This is a genomic window from Catellatospora sp. NPDC049111, assembly GCF_040648615.1.
GTDB lineage: Bacteria > Actinomycetota > Actinomycetes > Mycobacteriales > Micromonosporaceae > Catellatospora > Catellatospora aurea.
The window spans coordinates 29,238-49,070 of record NZ_JBEZEB010000009.1 but is presented as its reverse complement, the minus strand read 5'-3'; the positions used below and the strand labels follow the sequence as shown (position 1 = coordinate 49,070).

The window sequence follows — 19,833 nt, the reverse complement described above, 5'->3', positions numbered from 1 at the left end:
GTTCAAGATACGCCCGATTGCCAGGCAAGTCGGCGGATCTTGCCCGGGCTGAACGGGGTCTTGTCATGATCGCGGCGGGCCGCGATGATCTCCCGATGTCGTCGTTCACGTACACCGCCCCGTTCCGGTTCGGCCGGCTGACCAAGTCCATGCTGGCCGTCGGAGTGCTCGCGGCCGTCGCGGGCCTGCTGCCGGGCTGGAGCGAGGACGTCCGGGTGGTGCTGATCGCGGGCGGGCTGGCGCTGCCGGGCACGCTGCTCGCCCTGTACCTGCCGCTGATCCTGGGCGGCAAGCCGGGCCTGCGGGTCGACGCCGACGGCGTCCTGTTCGGCGGGCGCCCGCCGATCTACGCCCGGACCAGCGCCTTCGTACCCTGGTCGGCGATCAGCGAGATCTACCTGTTCCGGGTGCACCAGGGCCTGTTCGTCACCACGTACGTCGGGGTCCAGGGCGTCGACGGGGTCGCGCCGCTGCGGCCGTCCATGCCGGCGAGCGTGGCCGCCACGATCTGGCACGTGCCGACCGAGGTCGTGCTGGCGAGCCGGCCGGCGTTCGGCTGGCAGTTGGACAAGGCGGCGCTGACCACGGCGGCGGGCTACTTCGCACCCGGCGTGCCGGTGATCGACCTGACCGAGGCGGCCCCGATGCAGCGCCAACTCCGCGAGACGCCGCCGACCTTCGGCCCGCCGTCCGCGTGACGCGGGCCGTGCCCGACCGTGCTCCGGCCGGGCACGTGCTCCGGCCGGCCACGGCCCTCTCGGCGGAGCCTGCCGCCAGATGGGTCAGCGAACGCGGCCGCGGGGTTTGAGCTGGGCGTTGGGCAGCACCGGAGCGGGCAGGGGCGCACCGTCGTAGCCGGTCACCGTGCCGAAGCGCGGGTCGGCCGCCATCCACTGCTCGCGTGCGGCGGCGACGTCGTCGTGGCTGCGCCCGACGAAGTTCCACCACATCACGATCTCCTCCTCGAACGGCTCGCCGCCGAGCAGCAGCACCCGGGCCGGTCCGTCGGCGGCCAGGTCGAGGGCGGTCCGCTCGCGGCCGAGGTAGAGCAGGGTGCCGGGCTCCAGCGGTACGCCGTCGACGTGCGCGGCGCCGTCGAGCACCAGCGCCGCGTACTCGAAATCGCCGCGCAGCGGCAGGGTGATCGCCGATCCCGCTGCCAGTGCGGCTTCCGCGCCGACCAGCGGGGTGTACGCCGTCGCCGGCGACACCGCGCCGACCAGCTCGCCCATGATCACCGTCAGGACGGCCCCGTCCAGCTCGACGACGGGCAGGTCGGGGTGGTGCTCGAAGGCCGGGGCGGCCGAGCGTGCCGCGTCCGGCAGGGCGACCCACAACTGCACGCCGTGCAGGGGTTCCGTGCGCGGGACGGGCGACTCCTCGGAGTGCGAGATGCCGTGCCCGGCCGTCATCAGGTTGAGCTGGCCGGGCCTGACCAGCGCCTCGCTGCCGACGCTGTCGCGGTGCAGCACCTCGCCCTGGACCAGCCAGGTGACGGTCTGCAGACCGGTGTGCGGGTGGGGCGCGACGCGCATGTCGTGGTCGGCCGGGCCGTACTGGTCGACGAAGCACCACGCGCCGACCATGCGCCGGTCCTTGTGCGGCAGCGTACGGCTGACCATCATGCCGCGCGGCCCGCCCAGCACCACCTCGCGGCCGGGGAGCAGCTCGTGCGTCGGCCCGTCCGGCACCGGCTCGTGCCCGCAGGCGGTCTCGACGGGCGCCGTCTCAACGTTGCTCATTCAACTAACTGTACTGCTGGCAGCCGCCTCCGGCGGCTGCGGCGTTCGGCCTCTCAGCCGACGTCACAGGCCAGTCGTCGGCTTCGCTTCGTTTACCTGCTTGGTGGCGCGTGACGCCGACGGCCGAACGCGGTGCGCCCGGCGGCCGGATGTGAAGGAAGGGCACCTTCTACAACGCATAGCGTTAAGAAGGTGCCCTTCCTTGCCCTCACGCGGACTGGTCAGCTCGCGAGCATCCGGCGGAGGACGTACTGGAGGATGCCGCCGTGGCGGTAGTAGTCCGCCTCACCGGGGGTGTCGATGCGGACGACCGCGTCGAAGGTGACCCCGGTGTCGGTGGTGACCTTGACCGTCTTCGGGGTGGTGCCCTCGTTCAGGGCCTCCACGCCGGTGAAGGTGAAGGTCTCGGTGCCGGTCAGGCCGAGCGAGACGGCGGTCTGACCGGCCGGGTACTGCAGCGGCAACACACCCATGCCGATGAGGTTCGAGCGGTGGATGCGCTCGTACGACTCGGCGATGACGGCCTTGACGCCCAGCAGCGCCGTGCCCTTGGCGGCCCAGTCGCGCGACGAACCGGAGCCGTACTCCTTGCCCGCCAGGATGACCAGCGGGATGCCGGCCGCCTGGTAGTTCTGGCTGGCGTCGTAGATCGTGCTGACCGGGGCGTCCGCGACGGTGAAGTCGCGGGTGAAGCCGCCCTCGGTGCCGGGCGCGATCTGGTTGCGCAGGCGGATGTTGGCGAAGGTGCCCCGGATCATCACCTCGTGGTTGCCGCGGCGGGAACCGTACGAGTTGAAGTCCTTGCGCTCCACCCCGTGCTCGGCCAGGTACTTGCCGGCCGGGGAGTCGGCCTTGATGGAACCGGCGGGGGAGATGTGGTCGGTGGTCACCGAGTCGCCCAGCTTCGCCAGCACCTTCGCGCCCGCGATGTCGCTGACCGGCCCCGGCTGCGCCGCCATGCCCTCGAAGTAAGGGGGCTTGCGCACGTACGTCGAGTCACCTGCCCAGGCGAACGTGTCACCGGTCGGCGTCGGCAGGCCCTGCCAGCGCTCGTCGCCGGCGAACACGTCGGCGTAGTCCTTGGTGAACATCTCCGCCGAGATCGAGGCGTTGATGGTGTCCTGCACCTCGGCCGGGGTCGGCCAGATGTCGCGCAGGTACACCGGCTGCCCGTCGGCGTCGGTGCCCAGCGGGTCGCTGGACAGGTCGATGTCCATCGTGCCGGCGATGGCGTACGCCACGACCAGCGGCGGGGACGCCAGGTAGTTCATCTTGACGTCGGGGTTGATCCGGCCCTCGAAGTTGCGGTTGCCGGACAGCACCGACACCACGGCGAGGTCGGCCTCGTTGACCGCGGCGCTGATCTCCTCCGGCAGCGGGCCGGAGTTGCCGATGCAGGTCACGCAGCCGTAGCCGACCAGGTGGAAGCCGAGCTTCTCCAGGTACGGCACCAGACCGGCCTTGGCGTAGTAGTCCATGACGACCTTGGAGCCGGGCGCCAGCGTGGTCTTCACCCACGGCTTGGCGTGCAGGCCCCGCTCGACGGCCTTCTTGGCCAGCAGCGCCGCGCCCAGCATGACCTGCGGGTTCGACGTGTTGGTGCAGGAGGTGATCGAGGCGATCACGACCGCGCCGTGGTCGAGGTGGTAGGTCGAGCCGTCGGCCGCGGTGACCGGCGTGGGGTTGCTGGCCCGGGTGAGGCTCTGCGCAGGGGAGTCCGATGCCGGGAAGCTCTCCTTGCCGGCCTCGTCCTCCTCCTCGTCCTTGACGTAGTCGGGCAGCACCGAGCGGAACGCGGTCTTGGCGTTGGTCAGCTCGACCCGGTCCTGCGGGCGCTTCGGGCCGGCGATGCTCGGCACGACGGTCGCCAGGTCCAGCTCCAGGTACTCGGAGTAGGCCGGCTCGACCGACGGGTCGTGCCACAGGCCCTGCTGCTTGGCGTACGCCTCGACCAGCGCGATCTGCTCGGCCGGGCGGCCGGTCAGCTCCAGGTAGGCGATGGTCTCCGCGTCGATCGGGAAGATGGCGCAGGTGGAGCCGAACTCGGGGCTCATGTTGCCGATGGTGGCGCGGTTGGCCAGCGGCACCGAGGTCACGCCGGGGCCGTAGAACTCGACGAACTTGCCGACCACGCCGTGCTTGCGCAGCTGCTGGGTGATGGTGAGCACCAGGTCGGTGGCGGTCGCGCCCGAGGGCAGCTCGCCGAACAGCTTGAAGCCGACGACCTTCGGGATCAGCATGCTGACCGGCTGGCCGAGCATCGCGGCCTCGGCCTCGATGCCGCCGACGCCCCAGCCCAGCACGCCCAGGCCGTTGACCATCGTGGTGTGCGAGTCGGTGCCGACCACGGTGTCCGGGTAGGCCTGGCCGTTGCGCGGCATGATCACGCGGGCCAGGTGCTCGATGTTCACCTGGTGCACGATGCCGGTGCCCGGCGGGACGACCTTGAACTCGTTGAACGCGGTCTGGCCCCAGCGCAGGAACTGGTAGCGCTCCTGGTTGCGGCCGTACTCGATCTCGACGTTGCGCTCGAAGGCGTCCTGGCGGCCGAACACGTCGGCGATGACCGAGTGGTCGATGACCAGCTCGGCCGGGGCCAGCGGGTTGACCTTCGAGGCGTCGCCGCCCAGGTCGCGGACGGCCTCGCGCATGGTGGCCAGGTCGACCACGCAGGGCACGCCGGTGAAGTCCTGCATGAGGACGCGGGCGGGCGTGAACTGGATCTCCACGCTGGGCTCGGCGGTCGGGTCCCAACCACCCAGCGCGCGGATGTGATCGGCGGTGATGTTGGCGCCGTCTTCGGTGCGCAGGAGGTTCTCCAGCAGGATCTTGAGGCTGAAGGGCAGCCGCTCGTGGCCCTCCACCTTGTCGATCTGGAAGATCTCGTAGCCCGCGTCACCGACGCGCAGCTCACTCTTGGCACCGAACGTGTCGAGGCTCGCCACGTCGTACTCCTTCACAGCGGGTCTGTTACCACCTGAGTCTTTCGCAGAGGCCGACACGTGGGCAGGTAAGGCAAGGCTTACTGCCTGCGGCGGCGTCACTCAAACCGTACGTCCGTCTTGTTTAAGGCGCAAGTCCGTGCCAGACTCCGGGATGTGATTCACCACGTACAGGTCGCCTGCCCCCGGGGCAGCGAGGACGTGCTGCGCGGCTTCTACGTCGGCGTCCTCGGCATGACCGAGAAACCCAAACCCGCGGCGCTCGCGGTCCGCGGTGGCTGCTGGTTCATCGACGAGTACGGCAGCGAGCTGCACCTCGGCGTCGAGGACGACTTCCGCCCCGCCCGCAAGGCCCATCCCGCCCTGCTGCGCCCCGACCTCGACACCCTCGCCACCCGCCTGGAGTCGGCGGGCTACCCGGTGACCTGGGGCAACGACGAGGTCCCCGGCATCCGCCGCTTCCACACCGAAGACCCCCACGCCAACCGCCTCGAATTCGTCCTGGTCGACCCCGCCTGACGCGCTCCCTCTCGCGTCGATCGAGACCCCCCGACCGCGTCGATCATGAACTTGTGGCCGTGTTCGACGGTGTGTCGCTGCCACAACTTCATGATCGATTAAACCTGATCTCGATGGGCCGGGGTGTGCCGAGTGGCCCGTGGGATGTCGGGTGGCCTGCGCGCCGAACCGCCTGCGGGGGCGGCGGTTCGCGCGCAGGCCACCCGATCCGGATTGGTGCTCCACCAGCGGCGTCGGGCGGTGGGACGATCCGATCATGATCTCTTCGGGCGCGGTTCTCGGGGTGTTCGCGGTGGCGCTGGCCATGGTGCTCACCCCGGGGCCGAACATGATGTATCTCGTCTCGCGCAGCATCACCCAGGGACGGCGGGCGGGGCTGATCTCGCTGGCCGGTGTCGCGGCGGGCTTCCTCGTCTACCTGGTGGCCACGAACCTGGGGCTCTCGGCGCTGTTCGTGGCGGTGCCGTCGCTCTACCTCGCGGTGAAGCTCGCCGGTGCGGCGTACCTCGGCTGGTTGGCTTTCCAGGCGCTGCGGCCCGGTGGGGTGTCGGTGTTCGAGCCGGCGGCGCTGCCGCCGGACTCGAACCGGCGGCTGTTCACGATGGGGCTGATCACCAACCTGCTCAACCCCAAGATCGCCATCATGTACCTGTCGCTGATCCCGCAGTTCATCGACCCGGCGGCTGGGCATGTGCTGGCGCAGGGCTTCCTGCTCGGCGCGGTGCAGATCGTGGTCGCGGTCACCGTCAACGGGCTGATCGCGCTGGCCGCGGGCACGATCGCGGGCTTGCTCTCCGGCCGCCAGGTATGGCTGCGCGTCCAGCGCTACCTGATGGGCACCGTCCTCGGCGCGCTCGCCGTCCGCATGGCCACCGACCACGCCCGCCCCACCCCCGCCTGACCGCCCACCCAACCGCCCACCCAACCGCCCACCCAACCGCCCACCCAACCGCCCACCCACCGCCCCGCCGGCCCGAGTCGATCATGAAGTTATGGCACAGACACGCCGTCGAACACGTCCATAAGTTCATGATCGACGCGACGGGGGTCGAACACGTCCATAAGTTCATGATCGACGCGACGGGGGTGGTGGGAATGTTGGAGGATCGTTGACTGTTCAACTATCTTGTCAGGGGAAACGCTAGTACAGAGGGAGGGCGTCATGCCTGCCGTTACCGTCGATGACCTGTTGGTGCTGCCCCGGGTGCCCGTGCCGGGTGAGGCCGCGGTCGAGCGGAAGGTCACGTCGGTGACCGCCGCGCCGTCGGGGTTCGAGGGGGAGGGGTTCCCGGTCCGCCGCGCGTTCGCGGGCGTCGACCTGAAGGCCCTGGACCCGTTCATCCACATGGACCAGATGGGTGAGGTCGAGTACGCACCCGGTGAGCCGAAGGGGACCCCGTGGCACCCGCACCGGGGCTTCGAGACGGTCACCTACCTGCTCGACGGCATCTTCCGGCACCAGGACTCGCACGGCGGCGGCGGCCTGATCTCCGACGGCGACACCCAGTGGATGACGGCCGGCAGCGGCCTGCTGCACATCGAGGCGCCGCCAGAGGAGCTGGTCATGTCGGGCGGCCTGTTCCACGGCTTCCAGCTGTGGGTCAACCTACCCGCCAAGATGAAGATGTCGCCGCCGCGTTACCAGGACATCCGGGCCGGTCAGGTGTCGCTGCTCAGCTCGCCCGACGGCGGGGTGCTGCTGCGCGTCATCGCCGGTGAGGTGGCAGGCTACTCCGGGCCGGGCATCACGCACACCCCGATCGCACTGGTGCACGCCACGCTCGCGCCGGGGGCGCAGCTGCGGCTGCCGTGGCGGCCGGACTTCAATGCGCTGGTGTACACGCTGGCCGGGTCGGGTTCGGTGGGCGCCGACAAGCGGCCGGTGAAGCTGGGCGACCTCGCGGTGTACGGGGCCGGTGACGTGATCACCGTCGCGGCCGACGCGTCGCAGGAGAGCCGCAACGCGGCCGGCATGGACGTGCTGATCCTCGGCGGCCTGCCGATCCGCGAGCCGGTGATGGCCTACGGCCCGTTCGTGATGAACACCAAGGCCGAGCTGATCCAGGCGTTCGAGGACTACCAGGCGGGCAAGCTGGGCGTGATCCCGAGCGAGCCGCGCCGGGTCGACGTCGGCGAGGGCGACCACCCGGGCCACGACGTCCTCTGAGCAGGGCCTTCGGGTCGTAAAGGTTAAGAAGGGCACCTTCTTCAACGCGGAGCGTTAAGAAGGTGCCCTTCCTTGCTCTCGGGCCGTCGTCACGGGACCGGGGGCAGGGGCGGGAGGCCGGGGACGGGGAGTTCGGGCAGGCCGGGTACGGGCGGGAGGCTCGGGTCGACGGGCAGGCCGGGTGCGGCGCCGCCGAGCACGATGGAGATCAGGCTGGCCAGCAGGTCGTTGATGCTGGTCAGCAGTTCGGTGATGGCATCCATGGGACCCACCTTCCGGTAGCGGTCGCGGAGGTGTATCGACCGATTAGGACTATTTGATAGCTAATACCCGACATGTGGCAAGGGTGGCCCTGCTTCCGGAGGACCACGGTCGGGGGAGGGTGTCGGCGGCGATCTTTCATCCTCCTGCTGTTTACACGTCAAAGATTGCAAGGCCTTGCGGAAACATTTCAGTTACCCGTATGTTGCCGCTGTTGCTCGTGTGACGCCCCCGACACTTCACCCTCCCGGAGAAGGCCCATGGCAGCCCTACGCGCCCTCGTGCGCCCCGCGGCACTTCGCAAAGAGTTGAGAAACCCCCGCACGCTCCTCATCGGACTGCTGGCGGTGGTGCTGGCCGCGGCCCCGTTCGTGGTGATCCGCTCGCTGACCGGCGGCGGCCCCGCGCAGTGGGTGCAGGCCGGTGACACCTACTGGGCCAACGAGCCCGCCGCGGCCGCGCTCGCCGCGGCCGGCCCGCCACGGCGCCAGGCGGAGCAGTTCTACTTCGTGCTGCCGGACCGCTTCGCCAACGGCGACCCCCGCAACGACAAGGGCGGGCTGTCCGGCGACCGGCTCAAGACCGGCCTGGACAAGACCGACAAGGGCTTCTACCACGGCGGCGACCTGGCCGGTCTCATGGACAAGCTCGACTACATCGAAGGCCTGGGCACCACCGCGATCTGGCTCGCCCCGGTGTTCCAGAACCGCCCGGTGCAGGGGACCGGCGCGGACGCCTCGGCCGGCTACCACGGCTACTGGATCACCGACTTCACCCAGGTCGACCCGCACTTCGGCACCAACGCGGACCTGAAGAAGCTGGTCAAGCTCGCACACCAGCGCGGCATCAAGATCTACCTCGACGTCATCGTGAACCACACCGCCGACGTCATCGCGTACGAGGAGAACCAGTACTCCTACGTGGACAAGAAGACCAGCCCGTACACCGACACCGCGGGGCGCGCGTTCGAGGACGTCAACTACGCCGACGGAAAGAGCGGCTTCCCGAAGACGGACCGCTCGTCGATGCCGTACACCCCGGTCTTCAAGAGCGCCGCCGACGCCAAGGCCAAGACGCCCGCCTGGCTGAACGACCCGACGATGTACCACAACCGGGGCGACTCCACCTTCTCCGGCGAGAACAGCACGTACGGCGACTTCTTCGGCCTGGACGACCTGTGGACCGAGCGGCCCGAGGTGGTCCGCGGCATGACCAAGGTCTACTCGGACTGGATCGAGTCCACCGGCGTGGACGGCTTCCGCCTGGACACCGCCAAGCACGTGAACATGGAGTTCTGGCCGCAGTTCAGCCAGGGCATCGCGGTCGACGCCCGCAAGGCGGGCAAGCCCGACTTCTTCATGTTCGGCGAGGTCTACTCGGCCGACCCGAACATCATGTCGAGCTACGTACGGCAGGGCCGCCTGCAGGCCACGCTCGACTTCGGCTTCCAGGCCGCCGCACAGGGCTTCGTCACCGGCGGCTCCGGCCAGGGCCTGGGCGACCTGTACGCCGCCGACGGCCTGTACACCTCACCCGGCACCGACGCGTCCACGCTGCCGACCTTCCTCGGCAACCACGACATGGGCCGCATCGGCACGTTCATCGGCAACGTCGAGGCCGACGCCACGGTCGCCCTCCGACGCGACCGGCTCGCCCACGAGCTGATGTTCCTGACCCGCGGCCAGCCGGTCGTCTACTCGGGTGACGAGCAGGGTTTCACCGGCAACGGCGGGGACAAGGACGCCCGGCAGGACATGTTCGCCACCCAGGTCGCCGACTACCTCGACGACGACCTGCTCGGCACCGACCGCACCCACGGCTCGGACCAGTTCGACACCGCGCACCCTCTCTACCGCGCGATCGCCGAGCTGGGCGGGCTGCGCAAGGCGCACCCGGCGCTGCGTGACGGCGTGCAGGTGACCCGGCACGCGGGCGACGGGGTGTTCGCCTTCTCCCGCGTCGACCCGGCACAGCGCGTCGAGTACCTGGTGGCGTCGAACAGCGGCACCGCCCCGAAAACCGTCACCGTGGACACCGCCACCGCGAGCGCTGTGTTCGGGCAGCTCTACCCCGCTGCGGGCAACGGCCCGACGGCCGGGGCGGACGGCAAGGTGACGATCACCGTGCCTGCGCTGTCCAGCATCGTGCTGCGCGCCGACCGGGCGCTGCCGAGCGCCGGCGACCCGCAGATCACCATCACCGCCCCGGGTTCGGGCGCGGAGATCGCCACCCGCGCCGCCGTCACCGCGCAGGTCACCGGCGACCCGCTCGCCACGGTCACGTTCGCGGCGCAGGTCGGCGACGGCCCGTGGAAGCTGCTCGGCACCTCGAAGGCGGTCGGCGAGCACACCGTGTTCCACGACCTGACCGGCCTGGCCGGTGGCACGGCCGTCACCTACAAGGCCGTCGTCCGCGACGGCGGGGGCCGCACCGCGTCCACCACCAGCACCATCACGGTGGCCTCGCCCGCGCAGGCCGCGCAGCGCGAGTACGTGCTGGTGCACTACCAGCGCGGCGACGGCGACTACGACCCGTGGGGCCTCTACACCTGGGGCGACACCGACGGCTCGATGCAGCACCCGTGGCCGCAGGGGCAGCCGTTCGCGGGAGAGGACTCGTACGGGCGCTTCGCCTGGGTGAAGGTCAAGCCGGGCGCCACCAACGTCGGGTTTCTCGTGGTCAACGGCTCGGGAAGCAAAGACGTCGAGGCTGACCGCAGCGTCGACCCGAGCCGGGTCGGCGAGATCTGGCTGAAATCGGGCGACGCGACGATCTATCCCTCCCGTGCCGCCGCGACCGGCAAGGTGGACATGCACTACCGCCGGGCCGACGCGAACTACAGCGGCTGGGGCCTGCACCTGTGGGGTGACGGACTGGCCGCCGGAGCGGGCACGGACTGGTCGAGCCCGCGCCAGCCGGACGGCACGGACGCTTTCGGCGCACACTGGAGTGTGCCCGTCGGTGACGCCACCAAGCCGGTGAACTTCATCGTGCACCGGGGCGACGAGAAGGACCCGAACGCCGACCTCGCCATGGACATGGGTGTCGGCGAGGCGTGGATCGCGTCCGGCGACGCGACAGTGCACCCGACCCGGGCCGCCGCCGAGAAGACCGCGGTCCTGCACTACCGCCGCGCTGACGGGAACTACACCGGCTGGGGCCTGCACCTGTGGGACGGCAACGCCGACCCGGTCGAGTGGGGCAGCCCGATGCAACCGACCGGCACGGACGCCTTCGGCGCGTACTGGCGTATCCCGCTGGTGGACGGCGCGACCGGGGTGAACTACATCATCCACAAGGGCGACGAGAAGGACCTGCCCGCCGACCAGCGGCTGGACTTCGCGACGTTCGGCAACGAGGCCTGGATCCTGTCCGGGCAGCAGGCCTACCTGCGGCCGTCGGTCAAGGGCGCGGCACTCGACATCGATCTGAGCAAGTCGTACGCCCACTGGCTCGCCCGGGGCACCATCGCCTGGAACAAACACGACCCCGACGGCAAGGTGTACGACCTGGTCGTGGCCCCGAATGGCGGGCTGTCCGTGGTGGACGGCGCGCTGGCCGGCGACTTCACGAAGATCCGGCTGTCCGCGTCCGGCGGCCTGTCCGAGGCGCAGCGCCAGAAGTTCCCGCACCTGTGGGCGTACGGCGCGTTCGACGTGAACGCCACCCTCGCGAGCATCAAGAACGCGCTGCGCGGGCAGCTCGTGGTGACCGAGAGCGACCACGAGGGCAAGCTGCTGTCGGCGACCGGCGTGCAGATCCCGGGAGCGCTGGACGACGTGTACTCCGCCGCGGCCAAGGCGGCGCTGGGCCCGGTGTTCGCCAAGGGCCGGCCCAGCCTCGCGCTGTGGGCCCCGACGGCGAAGGACGTGCAGCTGGAGCTGTTCGACAGCCCGTCGGCGACGCCGCAGACCGTGTCGATGCTGCGCGACGACAACACCGGGGTGTGGAAGGTGACCGGGTCGAGTGACTGGACCGGTAGGTACTACCGATTCCGGGTCAGCGTGTGGCAGCCCGCCAAGGCGCAGGTCGTCACGGCGTCGGTGACGGACCCGTACGCCGTCGCGTTGTCGGCGAACTCGACGCACAGCCAGCTGATCGACGTGGCGAAGCTGCCCGGCGCGGCGGTGAAGACCCCGTCCTACACGGGCCGGGCGCAGATCCAGGAGCTGTCGGTGCGCGACTTCTCGGTCGCGGACTCGACGGTGCCGCAGGACAGGCGCGGTACGTACGCCGCGTTCACCGACCCGCAGACCGCGGGTATGCGGCACCTGAAGTCACTGGCCGACGCCGGGGTCTCGCACCTGCACCTGCTGCCGGTGTTCGACTTCGCGACGATCCCCGAGAAGCGGACCGACCAGCAGCAGCCCGCCTGCGACCTGCCGTCGCTGCCCCGGGACTCGTCCCAGCAGCAGGCCTGCGTGGCGGGGGTGGCCGCGACGGACGGCTACAACTGGGGCTACGACCCGCTGCACTACACGGTGCCCGAGGGCGGCTACGCGACCGACCCCGAGGGCAAGGCGCGCAACGTGGAGTTCCAGTCCATGGTGGACGGCATCCACCGGGCCGGGCTGCGGGTGGTGCTGGACGTCGTCTACAACCACACCTCGGCCGCCGGCGACGACCCGAAGTCGGTGCTGGACCGGATCGTGCCCGGCTACTACCACCGGCTGCTGGAGGACGGGGCCGTGGCCACCTCCACCTGCTGCGCCAACACCGCGCCAGAACACGCGATGATGGGCAAGCTCGTCGTCGACTCCCTGGTCACCTGGGCGAAGACGTACCGGGTGGACGGGTTCCGGTTCGACCTGATGGGCCACCACCCGAAGCAGAACCTGCTCGACGTCCGTGCGGCGCTGGACAAGCTGACCCTGGCCAAGGACGGCGTCGACGGCAAGGCGATCCTGCTCTACGGCGAGGGCTGGAACTTCGGCGAGGTCGCGAACGACGCCCGGTTCGAGCAGGCCACCCAGGCGAACATGGCGGGCACCGGCATCGCCACGTTCAACGACCGGCTGCGCGACGCCGTCCGCGGCGGCGGCCCGTTCGACGACAACCCGCGCCGCCAGGGCTTCGCGTCCGGGCTGTTCACCGACCCCAACGGGGACGCGGTCAACGGCACGGCCGCCGAGCAGCGCGCCCGGCTGCTGCACCAGCAGGACCAGATCAAGGTCGGCCTGACCGGCAACCTGGCCGGGTTCACCTTCACCGACTCGGCCGGCAACCAGGTCAGCGGCGCGGAGGTGGACTACAACGGTTCGTCGGCCGGGTACACCAAGGCCCCGGCGGAGGCTGTCACCTACGTCGACGCGCACGACAACGAGATCCTGTTCGACGCGCTGGCGTACAAGCTGCCCGCGGCCACCCCGGCGCTGGACCGGGCGCGGATGCAGGTGCTGGCGCTGTCGACGGTGGTGCTCAGCCAGGGCACCGGGTTCGTCACCGCGGGGTCCGACCTGCTGCGCAGCAAGTCGCTCGACCGCAACTCGTACAACTCCGGCGACTGGTTCAACGCCATCCGCTGGGACTGCGCGAGCGGCAACGGGTTCGGGCTCGGCCTGCCCCCGGCGGCCGACAACGAGAGCAAGTGGGCGTACGCGAAGCCGCTGCTCGCCGATCCGGCGCTGGTGCCGACGTGCGAGGCGATCGGACTGGCCGGGGACCGGTTCGCGGAGCTGCTGCGGGTCCGCGCGTCCAGCCCGCTGTTCTCCCTGCGTACGCAGGCCGAGGTGCAGCAGGCGGTGTCGTTCCCGCTGTCCGGGGCCGCCGAGACCGCGGGCGTGATCGCGATGGTGATCAAGAAGGACGGCAAGACGGTGGTGGTGGTCTTCAACGCCACCACGTCCAGCACCACGCAGACCGTCGCATCCCTGAAGAACGCGCGACTGGGCCTGCACCCGGTCCTGGCCACCTCGGTCGACCCGCTGGTCCGCCAGTCCGCCTACACCCCATCCACCGGCACCTTCACCGTGCCCGCCCGTACCGTGGCGGTCTTCGTCACGAAGTGACACGAAGCAAGGAAGGGCACCTTCACATCGCTATGCGTTGTAGAAGGTGCCCTTCCTATCGCCCGTGGTGCGGCATGAGCCGTGAGAGGCTGGTCAGGGCCTGGTCAGGGGCAGCCGGGGCCGATGGACGGGCGGATGCACGTGTCGGTGCCCGTGCCACCGTCGTTGGTGTTCGTGCCGTCGCCGCCGTTGAGCAGGTCGTTGTTGGCTCCGCCGAACTGGTTGTCGTTGCCGCCCCCGCCGAGCAGGTAGTCCTCGCCGTTCCCGCCGATCAGGACGTCGCTGCCGGCGTCGCCGCGCAGGTAGTCGTTGCCGTCGGCCCCTTCGAGGGTGTCCGTGCCGTCGCCGCCGACGAGGTAGTCCGCGCCCGCGTTGCCGCACAGCAGGTCGTCGCCGCCGCGGCCGTCGATGTAGTCGTTGCCGCCCAGGCCGAAGATCACATCGGGACCCGGGGTGCCGACGATGTAGTCGGCGCCGTTGGTGCCGACCCGGGTCGGCGTGGCGGTCGCGCAGGTCACCAGCGCCGCGGCCCGCTGGGCGGCGCTCGCCACGTCGTCGGGGGCCAGCGCATCGGCCGTGGTCGGCCCGGCCAGGCCGCCCGCCACCAATCCGGCTGCGACCATCAATCCGGTCGCCAGCGTACGCACCCATGTGCGGCGGCCCTGGAAATCTTCACTGTTCGCGAGCATCGCTCACCCCCGGACGGGCCGTTGACGCCGGGCTCTGACCTGCCCCGCGCAGGTCGGCGTCTGTGATGGCCGTCCGATGTGCTCCAACGCGAAGCGTCTGACCAGGTTACGGCCATGATCGGAACACCCGTGCGGCAGAACGGCGGCGGCCGGGCGTTCCACGCAACGCCCGGCCGCCAACGTCGATCGCCCGGACCCGGGACCGTCGCATGTCGTCGATCATGAAGTTAGGGGAGCGACACGCCGTCGAACACGCCCTTAAGTTCATGATCGACGCGGTGGGGTGGGGTCAGCCGGGGAGGCGGGGGCCGGCCTCGCGTTGGGTGGCGAGCCAGGTTTCGACCTCGGTGGAGGTGCGGGGGAGGCCCGCGGAGAGGTTGACGGCGCCGGTCTTGGTGACCAGGACGTCGTCCTCGATGCGGATGCCGACGCCGCGGAGTTCGGCGGGGACCAGTTCGTCCTCGGGCTGGAAGTACAGGCCGGGCTCGACGGTGAGGACGTAGCCCTCGTCGAGCGCGCCGTCCTTGTACGCCTCGTGCCGGGCGTGCGCGCAGTCGTGCACGTCGATGCCGAGCATGTGGCCGAAGCCGTGCAGGGTCCACCGGCGGTAGACGGTGGACTCCTTGGACATCGCCTCTTCGACGCTGACCGGGAGGATGCCCAGGTCGTGCAGGCCCTCGGCGAGCACCCGCATGCAGGTGGTGTGCACGTCGGCGAACTTGACGCCCGGCTTGATGAAGTCCATGCCGGCCTGCTGCGAGGCGTGCACGATGTCGTACACCTGGCGCTGCAGCGGGGTGAACGTGCCGCTGACCGGCAGGGTCCGGGTCACGTCGGCGGTGTAGAGGTTGCGGTTCTCCACGCCCATGTCCAGCAGCAGCAGCTCGCCCGGGGTCGTCCGGCCGTCGTTGCGGATCCAGTGCAGCACGGTGGCGTTGCCGCCCGCGCCGACGATCGAGCTGTAGCCGACGGTGTTGCCGTCGTGGCGGGCGCGCAGGCCGAACACGCCGTCGATGAGGCGCTCGGAGACCGGCCGGTCGGCCGGGATGATCCGGGCCACGTCCTCGAAGCCGCGCACGGTGGCGTCGATCGCGTCCTGGAGCTGGGCGATCTCCCACTCGTCCTTGACGAGTTTCATCTCGGAGATGGTCCAGGCCAGCTCGCGGTCGCGCTCCGGGTTCGTCGGCCGGACCAGGCCGTCGACGTGCGGGTCGAGGCCGCGCAGCACCCGGGTGCGGCCGGGGGCGAGGTCGTTGAGCACGTCGGGCAGCGTGTCCAGGTGGGCGGTCTCGACGCCCAGCTCGGCGGACTTCTCGCGCAGCGTGTGGCGGCGGCCGATCCACAGCTCGCCGTAGCGGCGGTCCTTGAAGAACTCGTCGGTGTCGCGCGGGGAGCGGGGGCGCACGTACAGCACCGCGTCGTGGCCGGAGCCGTTGGGGCGCAGCACCAGCACGCTCTCCGGGTCGTGCTCGCCGGTCAGATAGACGAAATCGCTGCCCGGGCGGTACGGGAAGTCGGTGTCGTTGGCCCGCACCATCTCGTGCCCGGACGGGATCACCAGCGTCTCGCCGGGGAACGCCGCGGACAGCGCCGCGCGGCGCTTGGCGTGGTTGGGGGCCTCCGCCCGCAGGGTCACCGGGAGCTCGGTGTCGCTCCATCCGGTGCGCATGAACTGCAGGAACTTCTCCGGGTACGCAGGGTCGTGCGACTCGGTGCCCTTCTTCTCTTCAGTCATATTGCCGCCTCCGAGCATGGTCTTCGTGTGTTCCGAGCCTATCGCCCGCCGGTAGCTGGCATGATTGCCCACGTGTGTGGACTTTTGGCCTTTTTCAGTAGTCAGGGCACGGTTGATGCGTACTCGGGCCCCCTTGGCGAGGCCCTGGAACGGCTGCACCACCGGGGCCCCGACGACACCGGGCTGGACGTCGTCGACACCGACGCGATCTTCGCGCACAAGCGGCTGGCGATCATCGACGTCGAGTTCTCCAAGGAGCCGCTGCCCTGGTCGCCGCCCGGCCCCGACAGCGCCGACTCCGCCGAGGCCCGCTACCTGCTCACCTTCAACGGGGAGATCTACAACTACCTGGAGCTGCGCCAGGAGCTGATCGACGAGCACGGCGCGAAGTTCGCCACGCAGGGTGACGGTGAGGTCATCGTGGCGGGATACCACTACTGGGGCGAGGCGGTGCTGGACCGGCTGCGCGGCATGTTCGCCTTCGTGATCTGGGACCGGCAGGAGCGGCTGGCCTTCGGCGCTCGCGACGCGTTCGGCATCAAGCCCCTGCACTACCTGCAGACCGTGGACGGGCTGTTCCTGGCCAGCGAGAAGAAGGCGCTGCTGCCGTTCGCGCCGAGCGCCGCCGCGGGCAACGCCGGCATCGACCCGGTGCAGCTGTCGCACCTGCTGACCTTCCAGTACGTGCCGGAGCCGCACACGCTGCACCACGGCATCGAGCGCATCGGCTCCGGGGAGTGCCTGACCTGGCGGCCCGGCCCGGCCGGCGAGCGCACCGGCGGGGAGCTGACCAAGCGCCGCTGGTTCCGGCCGGTGCTGCGACCCCGGCTGTCGATCGACGACCCGAAGCGCCTGTTCGCGCAGATCCACGAGACGCTGCGGGAGAGCGTACGGCTGCACATGCGCTCCGACGTCCCGGTCGGCGCGTTCCTGTCCAGCGGCATCGACTCCACCGCCGTGGTGGCGCTGGCCCGGGAGTGGAACCCGAACATCCTGACCTTCACCGTCGGCTTCGACGTGCCCGGCTACTCCGAGATCGACGTCGCCCAGGAGTCGGCCCGGCACCTGGACGTCACCACCATCCCCACCAAGATCGGCGCGCGGGAGATGATGGAGGCGCTGCCGCGCATCGTCTGGCACCTCGACGACCCGGTCGCCGACCCGTCCCTGGTCCCGCTCTACCACGTGGCGCAGACCGCCGCGAAGCACGTGACCGTGGTGCTGTCCGGCGAGGGCGCGGACGAGTTCTTCGGCGGGTACGGCATCTACCGCGAGCCGCTGTCGCTGGCCCCGCTGACCCGGCTGCCGCACTCGTTCCAGCGCGGCCTGCGGGCGGTCTCCAAGGCGATCCCGCGGGGCATGCGCGGCAAGAGCTACCTGGAGCGGGGCACCACCCCGCTGACCGAGCGCTTCTCCGGCAACTCGCGGATCTTCACAGAGGACGCCGAGATCCGCCGCCTGCTGCGCCGCCGCGAGTCGGTCGAGGCGGCGGCCCGGTTCACCGACGTCACCGCGCCGCTGTACGCCGAGGCGGCTGCCGACGGCCTCGACGACGTGGCCACCATGCAGTACGTCGACATCCACACCTGGCTGCGCGGCGACGTGCTGGTCAAGGCCGACCGCATGTCCATGGCGCACTCGCTGGAGCTGCGGGTGCCGTTCCTGGACCGCGAGGTGTTCGCGGTGGCCTCGAAGATCCCGCTGGAGCTGAAGGTGCCGCCGCGCTCCAACGCCACGAAGTACGCCATGCGCAAGGCGCTGGAGCAGGTCGTGCCGCCCGCCATCGTCAACCGCCCGAAGCTGGGCTTCCCGACCCCGACCCGGGTCTGGCTGGCCGGCGAGATGTACGACTGGGCGCGGGAGATCCTGCACACCTCCGGCGCCGACGACCTGCTCGACCTGACCTATGTGGACGGCCTGCTCAAGGAGCACCGGGCCGGGGGCGCGGACAACTCCCGCAAGATCTGGACGGTGCTCGTCTTCTGCGTCTGGCACTCCATCTTCGTCGCCCGCACCCTGGATCCGGGCGTGGGCCGCAACGAATCCGCCCTGCTGACGAAACCCGTCGTCGGCTCGATGGTTTCCTGACTGCCGCTAGTGGCTCGTCCCGGCGGTCCGCCTGAACGGCAGACCGCCGAGGACTCCCCACCAGCGTTACGTCCGTGCCATGCTTGCTCTGACAACCGACGCCGCAATCGCGTCCGCGGTGTCACACCGTCCAGGTGGGACACCGCACGCGATCGGCGGAGCCGTCAGGGGAGGCGGGATGGCGCAGCCGGTCCTGGTGCAAGTCTCGTCCCTGCTGAGACCCGACGCGCTCGTGGCCGCCCGGGGGCTCTGGCGGGTGCCGGGGCCCCCGCGGCTGTTGCACGTCGACGTCGCGGCCCTGCCCGACAGCGCGCTGCCCTGGCTGTGGGACGTGGCCGAGGAGTTCGGCCGCGACGCCGACCTGACCGTGCTGAGCAGCGCCGACGTGCTCGCTCGGCACGGCGCGGTTGCGCCGCTGCGGGCGGCGCGGCGGCTGCGCGCCCTGGGCCGGGGCGCGGTGCTGCTGGCGTGCGGCCCGGCGGTGTCGATCCTGATCTGCGACGACCCGGACTCCCGCCCGCGCGCGGACGGGCCCGCGGACATCCTGATCGGACTGCCGTTCACGCCGACGTTACCGAATCTGCAGGCAGCGTTGGGTTTCAGCGGTGTGCCGTGGGACGCATCAGGCTGGTTGGATCTAGCGGAGAAGGCCGCCGCGGCCTAAGGTGCCTTCGTGCCCCACGTACCAAACGACGACGACACCGTGCCCGAAAACCTTTTCGCCGTACTGCGCCATGCGGTGCTCGACGGCCCCGGATCGACGCCGTCGCGGGTGCGCCACGTCGTCGCGCACGCGAAACTCGACGAGGTTTCGCACGAGCTGCGCGGCTACGTGGACACGATGCGCGAGCACGCCTGGCGCAGCACCGACGAGCAGGTGCGTGAGCTGCTGGCCGTGGGCTGGTCGGAGGACCAGGTGTACGAGCTGACCGTGGCCGTGGCGCTGGGCGCCGGGCAGCGGCGGCTGGACGCGGGACTCGCCGCGATCGAGCAGGCGCAGCAGCGCTCGTCCGGCGAGCAGGCCCCGGCCGTGCGGGCGGTGCCCGTCCAGTCGGCGGCGGCGCTCGCTGCCACTCAGGCGGAGGTGACCCGGCATGCGGCTGCCTAGCCTGGGCCGGTCCTGGCGCTTCAGCGACCGGGTCAAACTGAAGATGATCAGGATCGCCAGCGGGCGTGCGCCGGCCGACATCCTCAAGATGCTGCACTACCGCCGGGAGTTCTTCGGCGAGCCCTTCACCGCCTGGGTGCACCGGGTGCTGCGCGGGCCCTCCGAGTGGAGCATCGGTGAGCGTGAACTGATGGCCACCTTCGTGTCGAACCTCAACCACTGCCGCTTCTGCGCGGGCAGCCATGGCGCGATCGCCGACGCGACGCTCGGGCCGGAGGTCACCGCCGCGGTGCTCGACGACTGGCGCACCGCCCCGGTGCGGCCGTCGCTGCGGGCCGCGTTCGCGCTGCTGGAGGCGCTCACCCTGCGCCCGGACGAGGTCGGCCCGGAGCTGGTCGAGGCGGCGTATGCCGAGGGCGTCACCGAGCAGGGGGTGCGCGACGTGGTGCACGTCTGCGCGATCTTCTGCACCATCAACCGGGTTGCCGACGCGGTCGACTTCGCGATCCCGGACGACAAGGGCTTCCAGGGCGACGCATACCAGCTGCTCAAGCGCGGATACGCGATCAGCTGA

At 70.4% G+C, this 19,833-nt stretch carries 14 protein-coding genes; 9 read left to right on the top strand and 5 right to left on the bottom strand.

Going from position 1 to position 19,833, the window contains the following annotated elements; translation table 11 throughout:
- The first annotated feature begins 95 nt into the window (after window positions 1-95).
- Window positions 96-698, top strand: coding sequence for a hypothetical protein (locus tag AB0B66_RS15645; RefSeq protein ID WP_360529118.1), 603 nt, complete (start codon window positions 96-98; stop codon window positions 696-698).
- 84 nt (window positions 699-782) lie between these two features.
- On the opposite strand, the gene AB0B66_RS15640 is transcribed toward AB0B66_RS15645, so the two are convergent.
- Window positions 783-1,742 carry a pirin family protein gene (locus tag AB0B66_RS15640; RefSeq protein WP_360529115.1) on the bottom strand — a complete coding sequence of 320 codons (960 nt, stop codon included), beginning with the start codon at window positions 1,740-1,742 and terminating at the stop codon, window positions 783-785.
- A gap of 221 nt (window positions 1,743-1,963) precedes the next feature.
- The gene (gene acnA, locus AB0B66_RS15635; protein WP_360529112.1) at window positions 1,964-4,702 is read right to left on the bottom strand and encodes an aconitate hydratase AcnA; all 2,739 of its coding nucleotides are present in this window, start codon (window positions 4,700-4,702) and stop codon (window positions 1,964-1,966) included.
- A gap of 138 nt (window positions 4,703-4,840) precedes the next feature.
- Between acnA and AB0B66_RS15630 the strand changes: the two genes are divergently transcribed.
- From AB0B66_RS15630 to AB0B66_RS15620, 3 genes are all read left to right on the top strand, one after another.
- The gene (locus AB0B66_RS15630; protein ID WP_360529109.1) at window positions 4,841-5,203 is read left to right on the top strand and encodes a glyoxalase; all 363 of its coding nucleotides are present in this window, start codon (window positions 4,841-4,843) and stop codon (window positions 5,201-5,203) included.
- Between the two features lie 256 nt (window positions 5,204-5,459).
- Window positions 5,460-6,104 (top strand): LysE family translocator, encoded by a 645-nt coding sequence (locus tag AB0B66_RS15625; protein ID WP_360529106.1) that lies wholly within the window; start codon window positions 5,460-5,462, stop codon window positions 6,102-6,104.
- A 261-nt stretch (window positions 6,105-6,365) separates the two neighbouring features.
- Window positions 6,366-7,370 (top strand): pirin family protein, encoded by a 1,005-nt coding sequence (locus AB0B66_RS15620; RefSeq protein WP_360529103.1) that lies wholly within the window; start codon window positions 6,366-6,368, stop codon window positions 7,368-7,370.
- Window positions 7,371-7,459: 89 nt separating this feature from the next.
- On the opposite strand, the gene AB0B66_RS15615 is transcribed toward AB0B66_RS15620, so the two are convergent.
- Window positions 7,460-7,633, bottom strand: coding sequence for a hypothetical protein (locus AB0B66_RS15615; RefSeq protein WP_360529100.1), 174 nt, complete (start codon window positions 7,631-7,633; stop codon window positions 7,460-7,462).
- A gap of 258 nt (window positions 7,634-7,891) precedes the next feature.
- Here AB0B66_RS15615 and pulA point away from each other — a divergent pair, with 258 nt between their 5' ends.
- Window positions 7,892-13,639: a pullulanase-type alpha-1,6-glucosidase gene (gene pulA / locus AB0B66_RS15610; protein ID WP_360529097.1), complete on the top strand. Its 5,748-nt coding sequence runs from the start codon at window positions 7,892-7,894 to the stop codon at window positions 13,637-13,639.
- A gap of 104 nt (window positions 13,640-13,743) precedes the next feature.
- Here pulA and AB0B66_RS15605 read toward each other — a convergent pair whose 3' ends face one another.
- Both AB0B66_RS15605 and AB0B66_RS15600 read right to left on the bottom strand, forming a co-directional pair.
- On the bottom strand, window positions 13,744-14,328 hold the full coding sequence (locus tag AB0B66_RS15605; RefSeq protein WP_360529094.1) for a calcium-binding protein: 585 nt from the start codon (window positions 14,326-14,328) through the stop codon (window positions 13,744-13,746).
- Window positions 14,329-14,617: 289 nt separating this feature from the next.
- Entirely contained in the window at window positions 14,618-16,063 is a 1,446-nt protein-coding gene (locus tag AB0B66_RS15600; RefSeq protein WP_360529091.1) for an aminopeptidase P family protein, read from the bottom strand.
- A 72-nt stretch (window positions 16,064-16,135) separates the two neighbouring features.
- Between AB0B66_RS15600 and asnB the strand changes: the two genes are divergently transcribed.
- From asnB to AB0B66_RS15580, 4 genes are all read left to right on the top strand, one after another.
- On the top strand, window positions 16,136-18,151 hold the full coding sequence (gene asnB, locus AB0B66_RS15595; RefSeq protein ID WP_360529088.1) for an asparagine synthase (glutamine-hydrolyzing): 2,016 nt from the start codon (window positions 16,136-16,138) through the stop codon (window positions 18,149-18,151).
- A 178-nt stretch (window positions 18,152-18,329) separates the two neighbouring features.
- Window positions 18,330-18,815 (top strand): hypothetical protein, encoded by a 486-nt coding sequence (locus AB0B66_RS15590; protein ID WP_360529085.1) that lies wholly within the window; start codon window positions 18,330-18,332, stop codon window positions 18,813-18,815.
- A 9-nt stretch (window positions 18,816-18,824) separates the two neighbouring features.
- Window positions 18,825-19,259, top strand: a complete 435-nt coding sequence (locus AB0B66_RS15585; RefSeq protein WP_360529082.1) for a hypothetical protein — start codon at window positions 18,825-18,827, stop codon at window positions 19,257-19,259.
- The gene (locus AB0B66_RS15580) at window positions 19,246-19,833 is read left to right on the top strand and encodes a peroxidase-related enzyme (RefSeq protein WP_360529079.1); all 588 of its coding nucleotides are present in this window, start codon (window positions 19,246-19,248) and stop codon (window positions 19,831-19,833) included. Before AB0B66_RS15585 ends, AB0B66_RS15580 begins: the two co-directional genes overlap by 14 nt.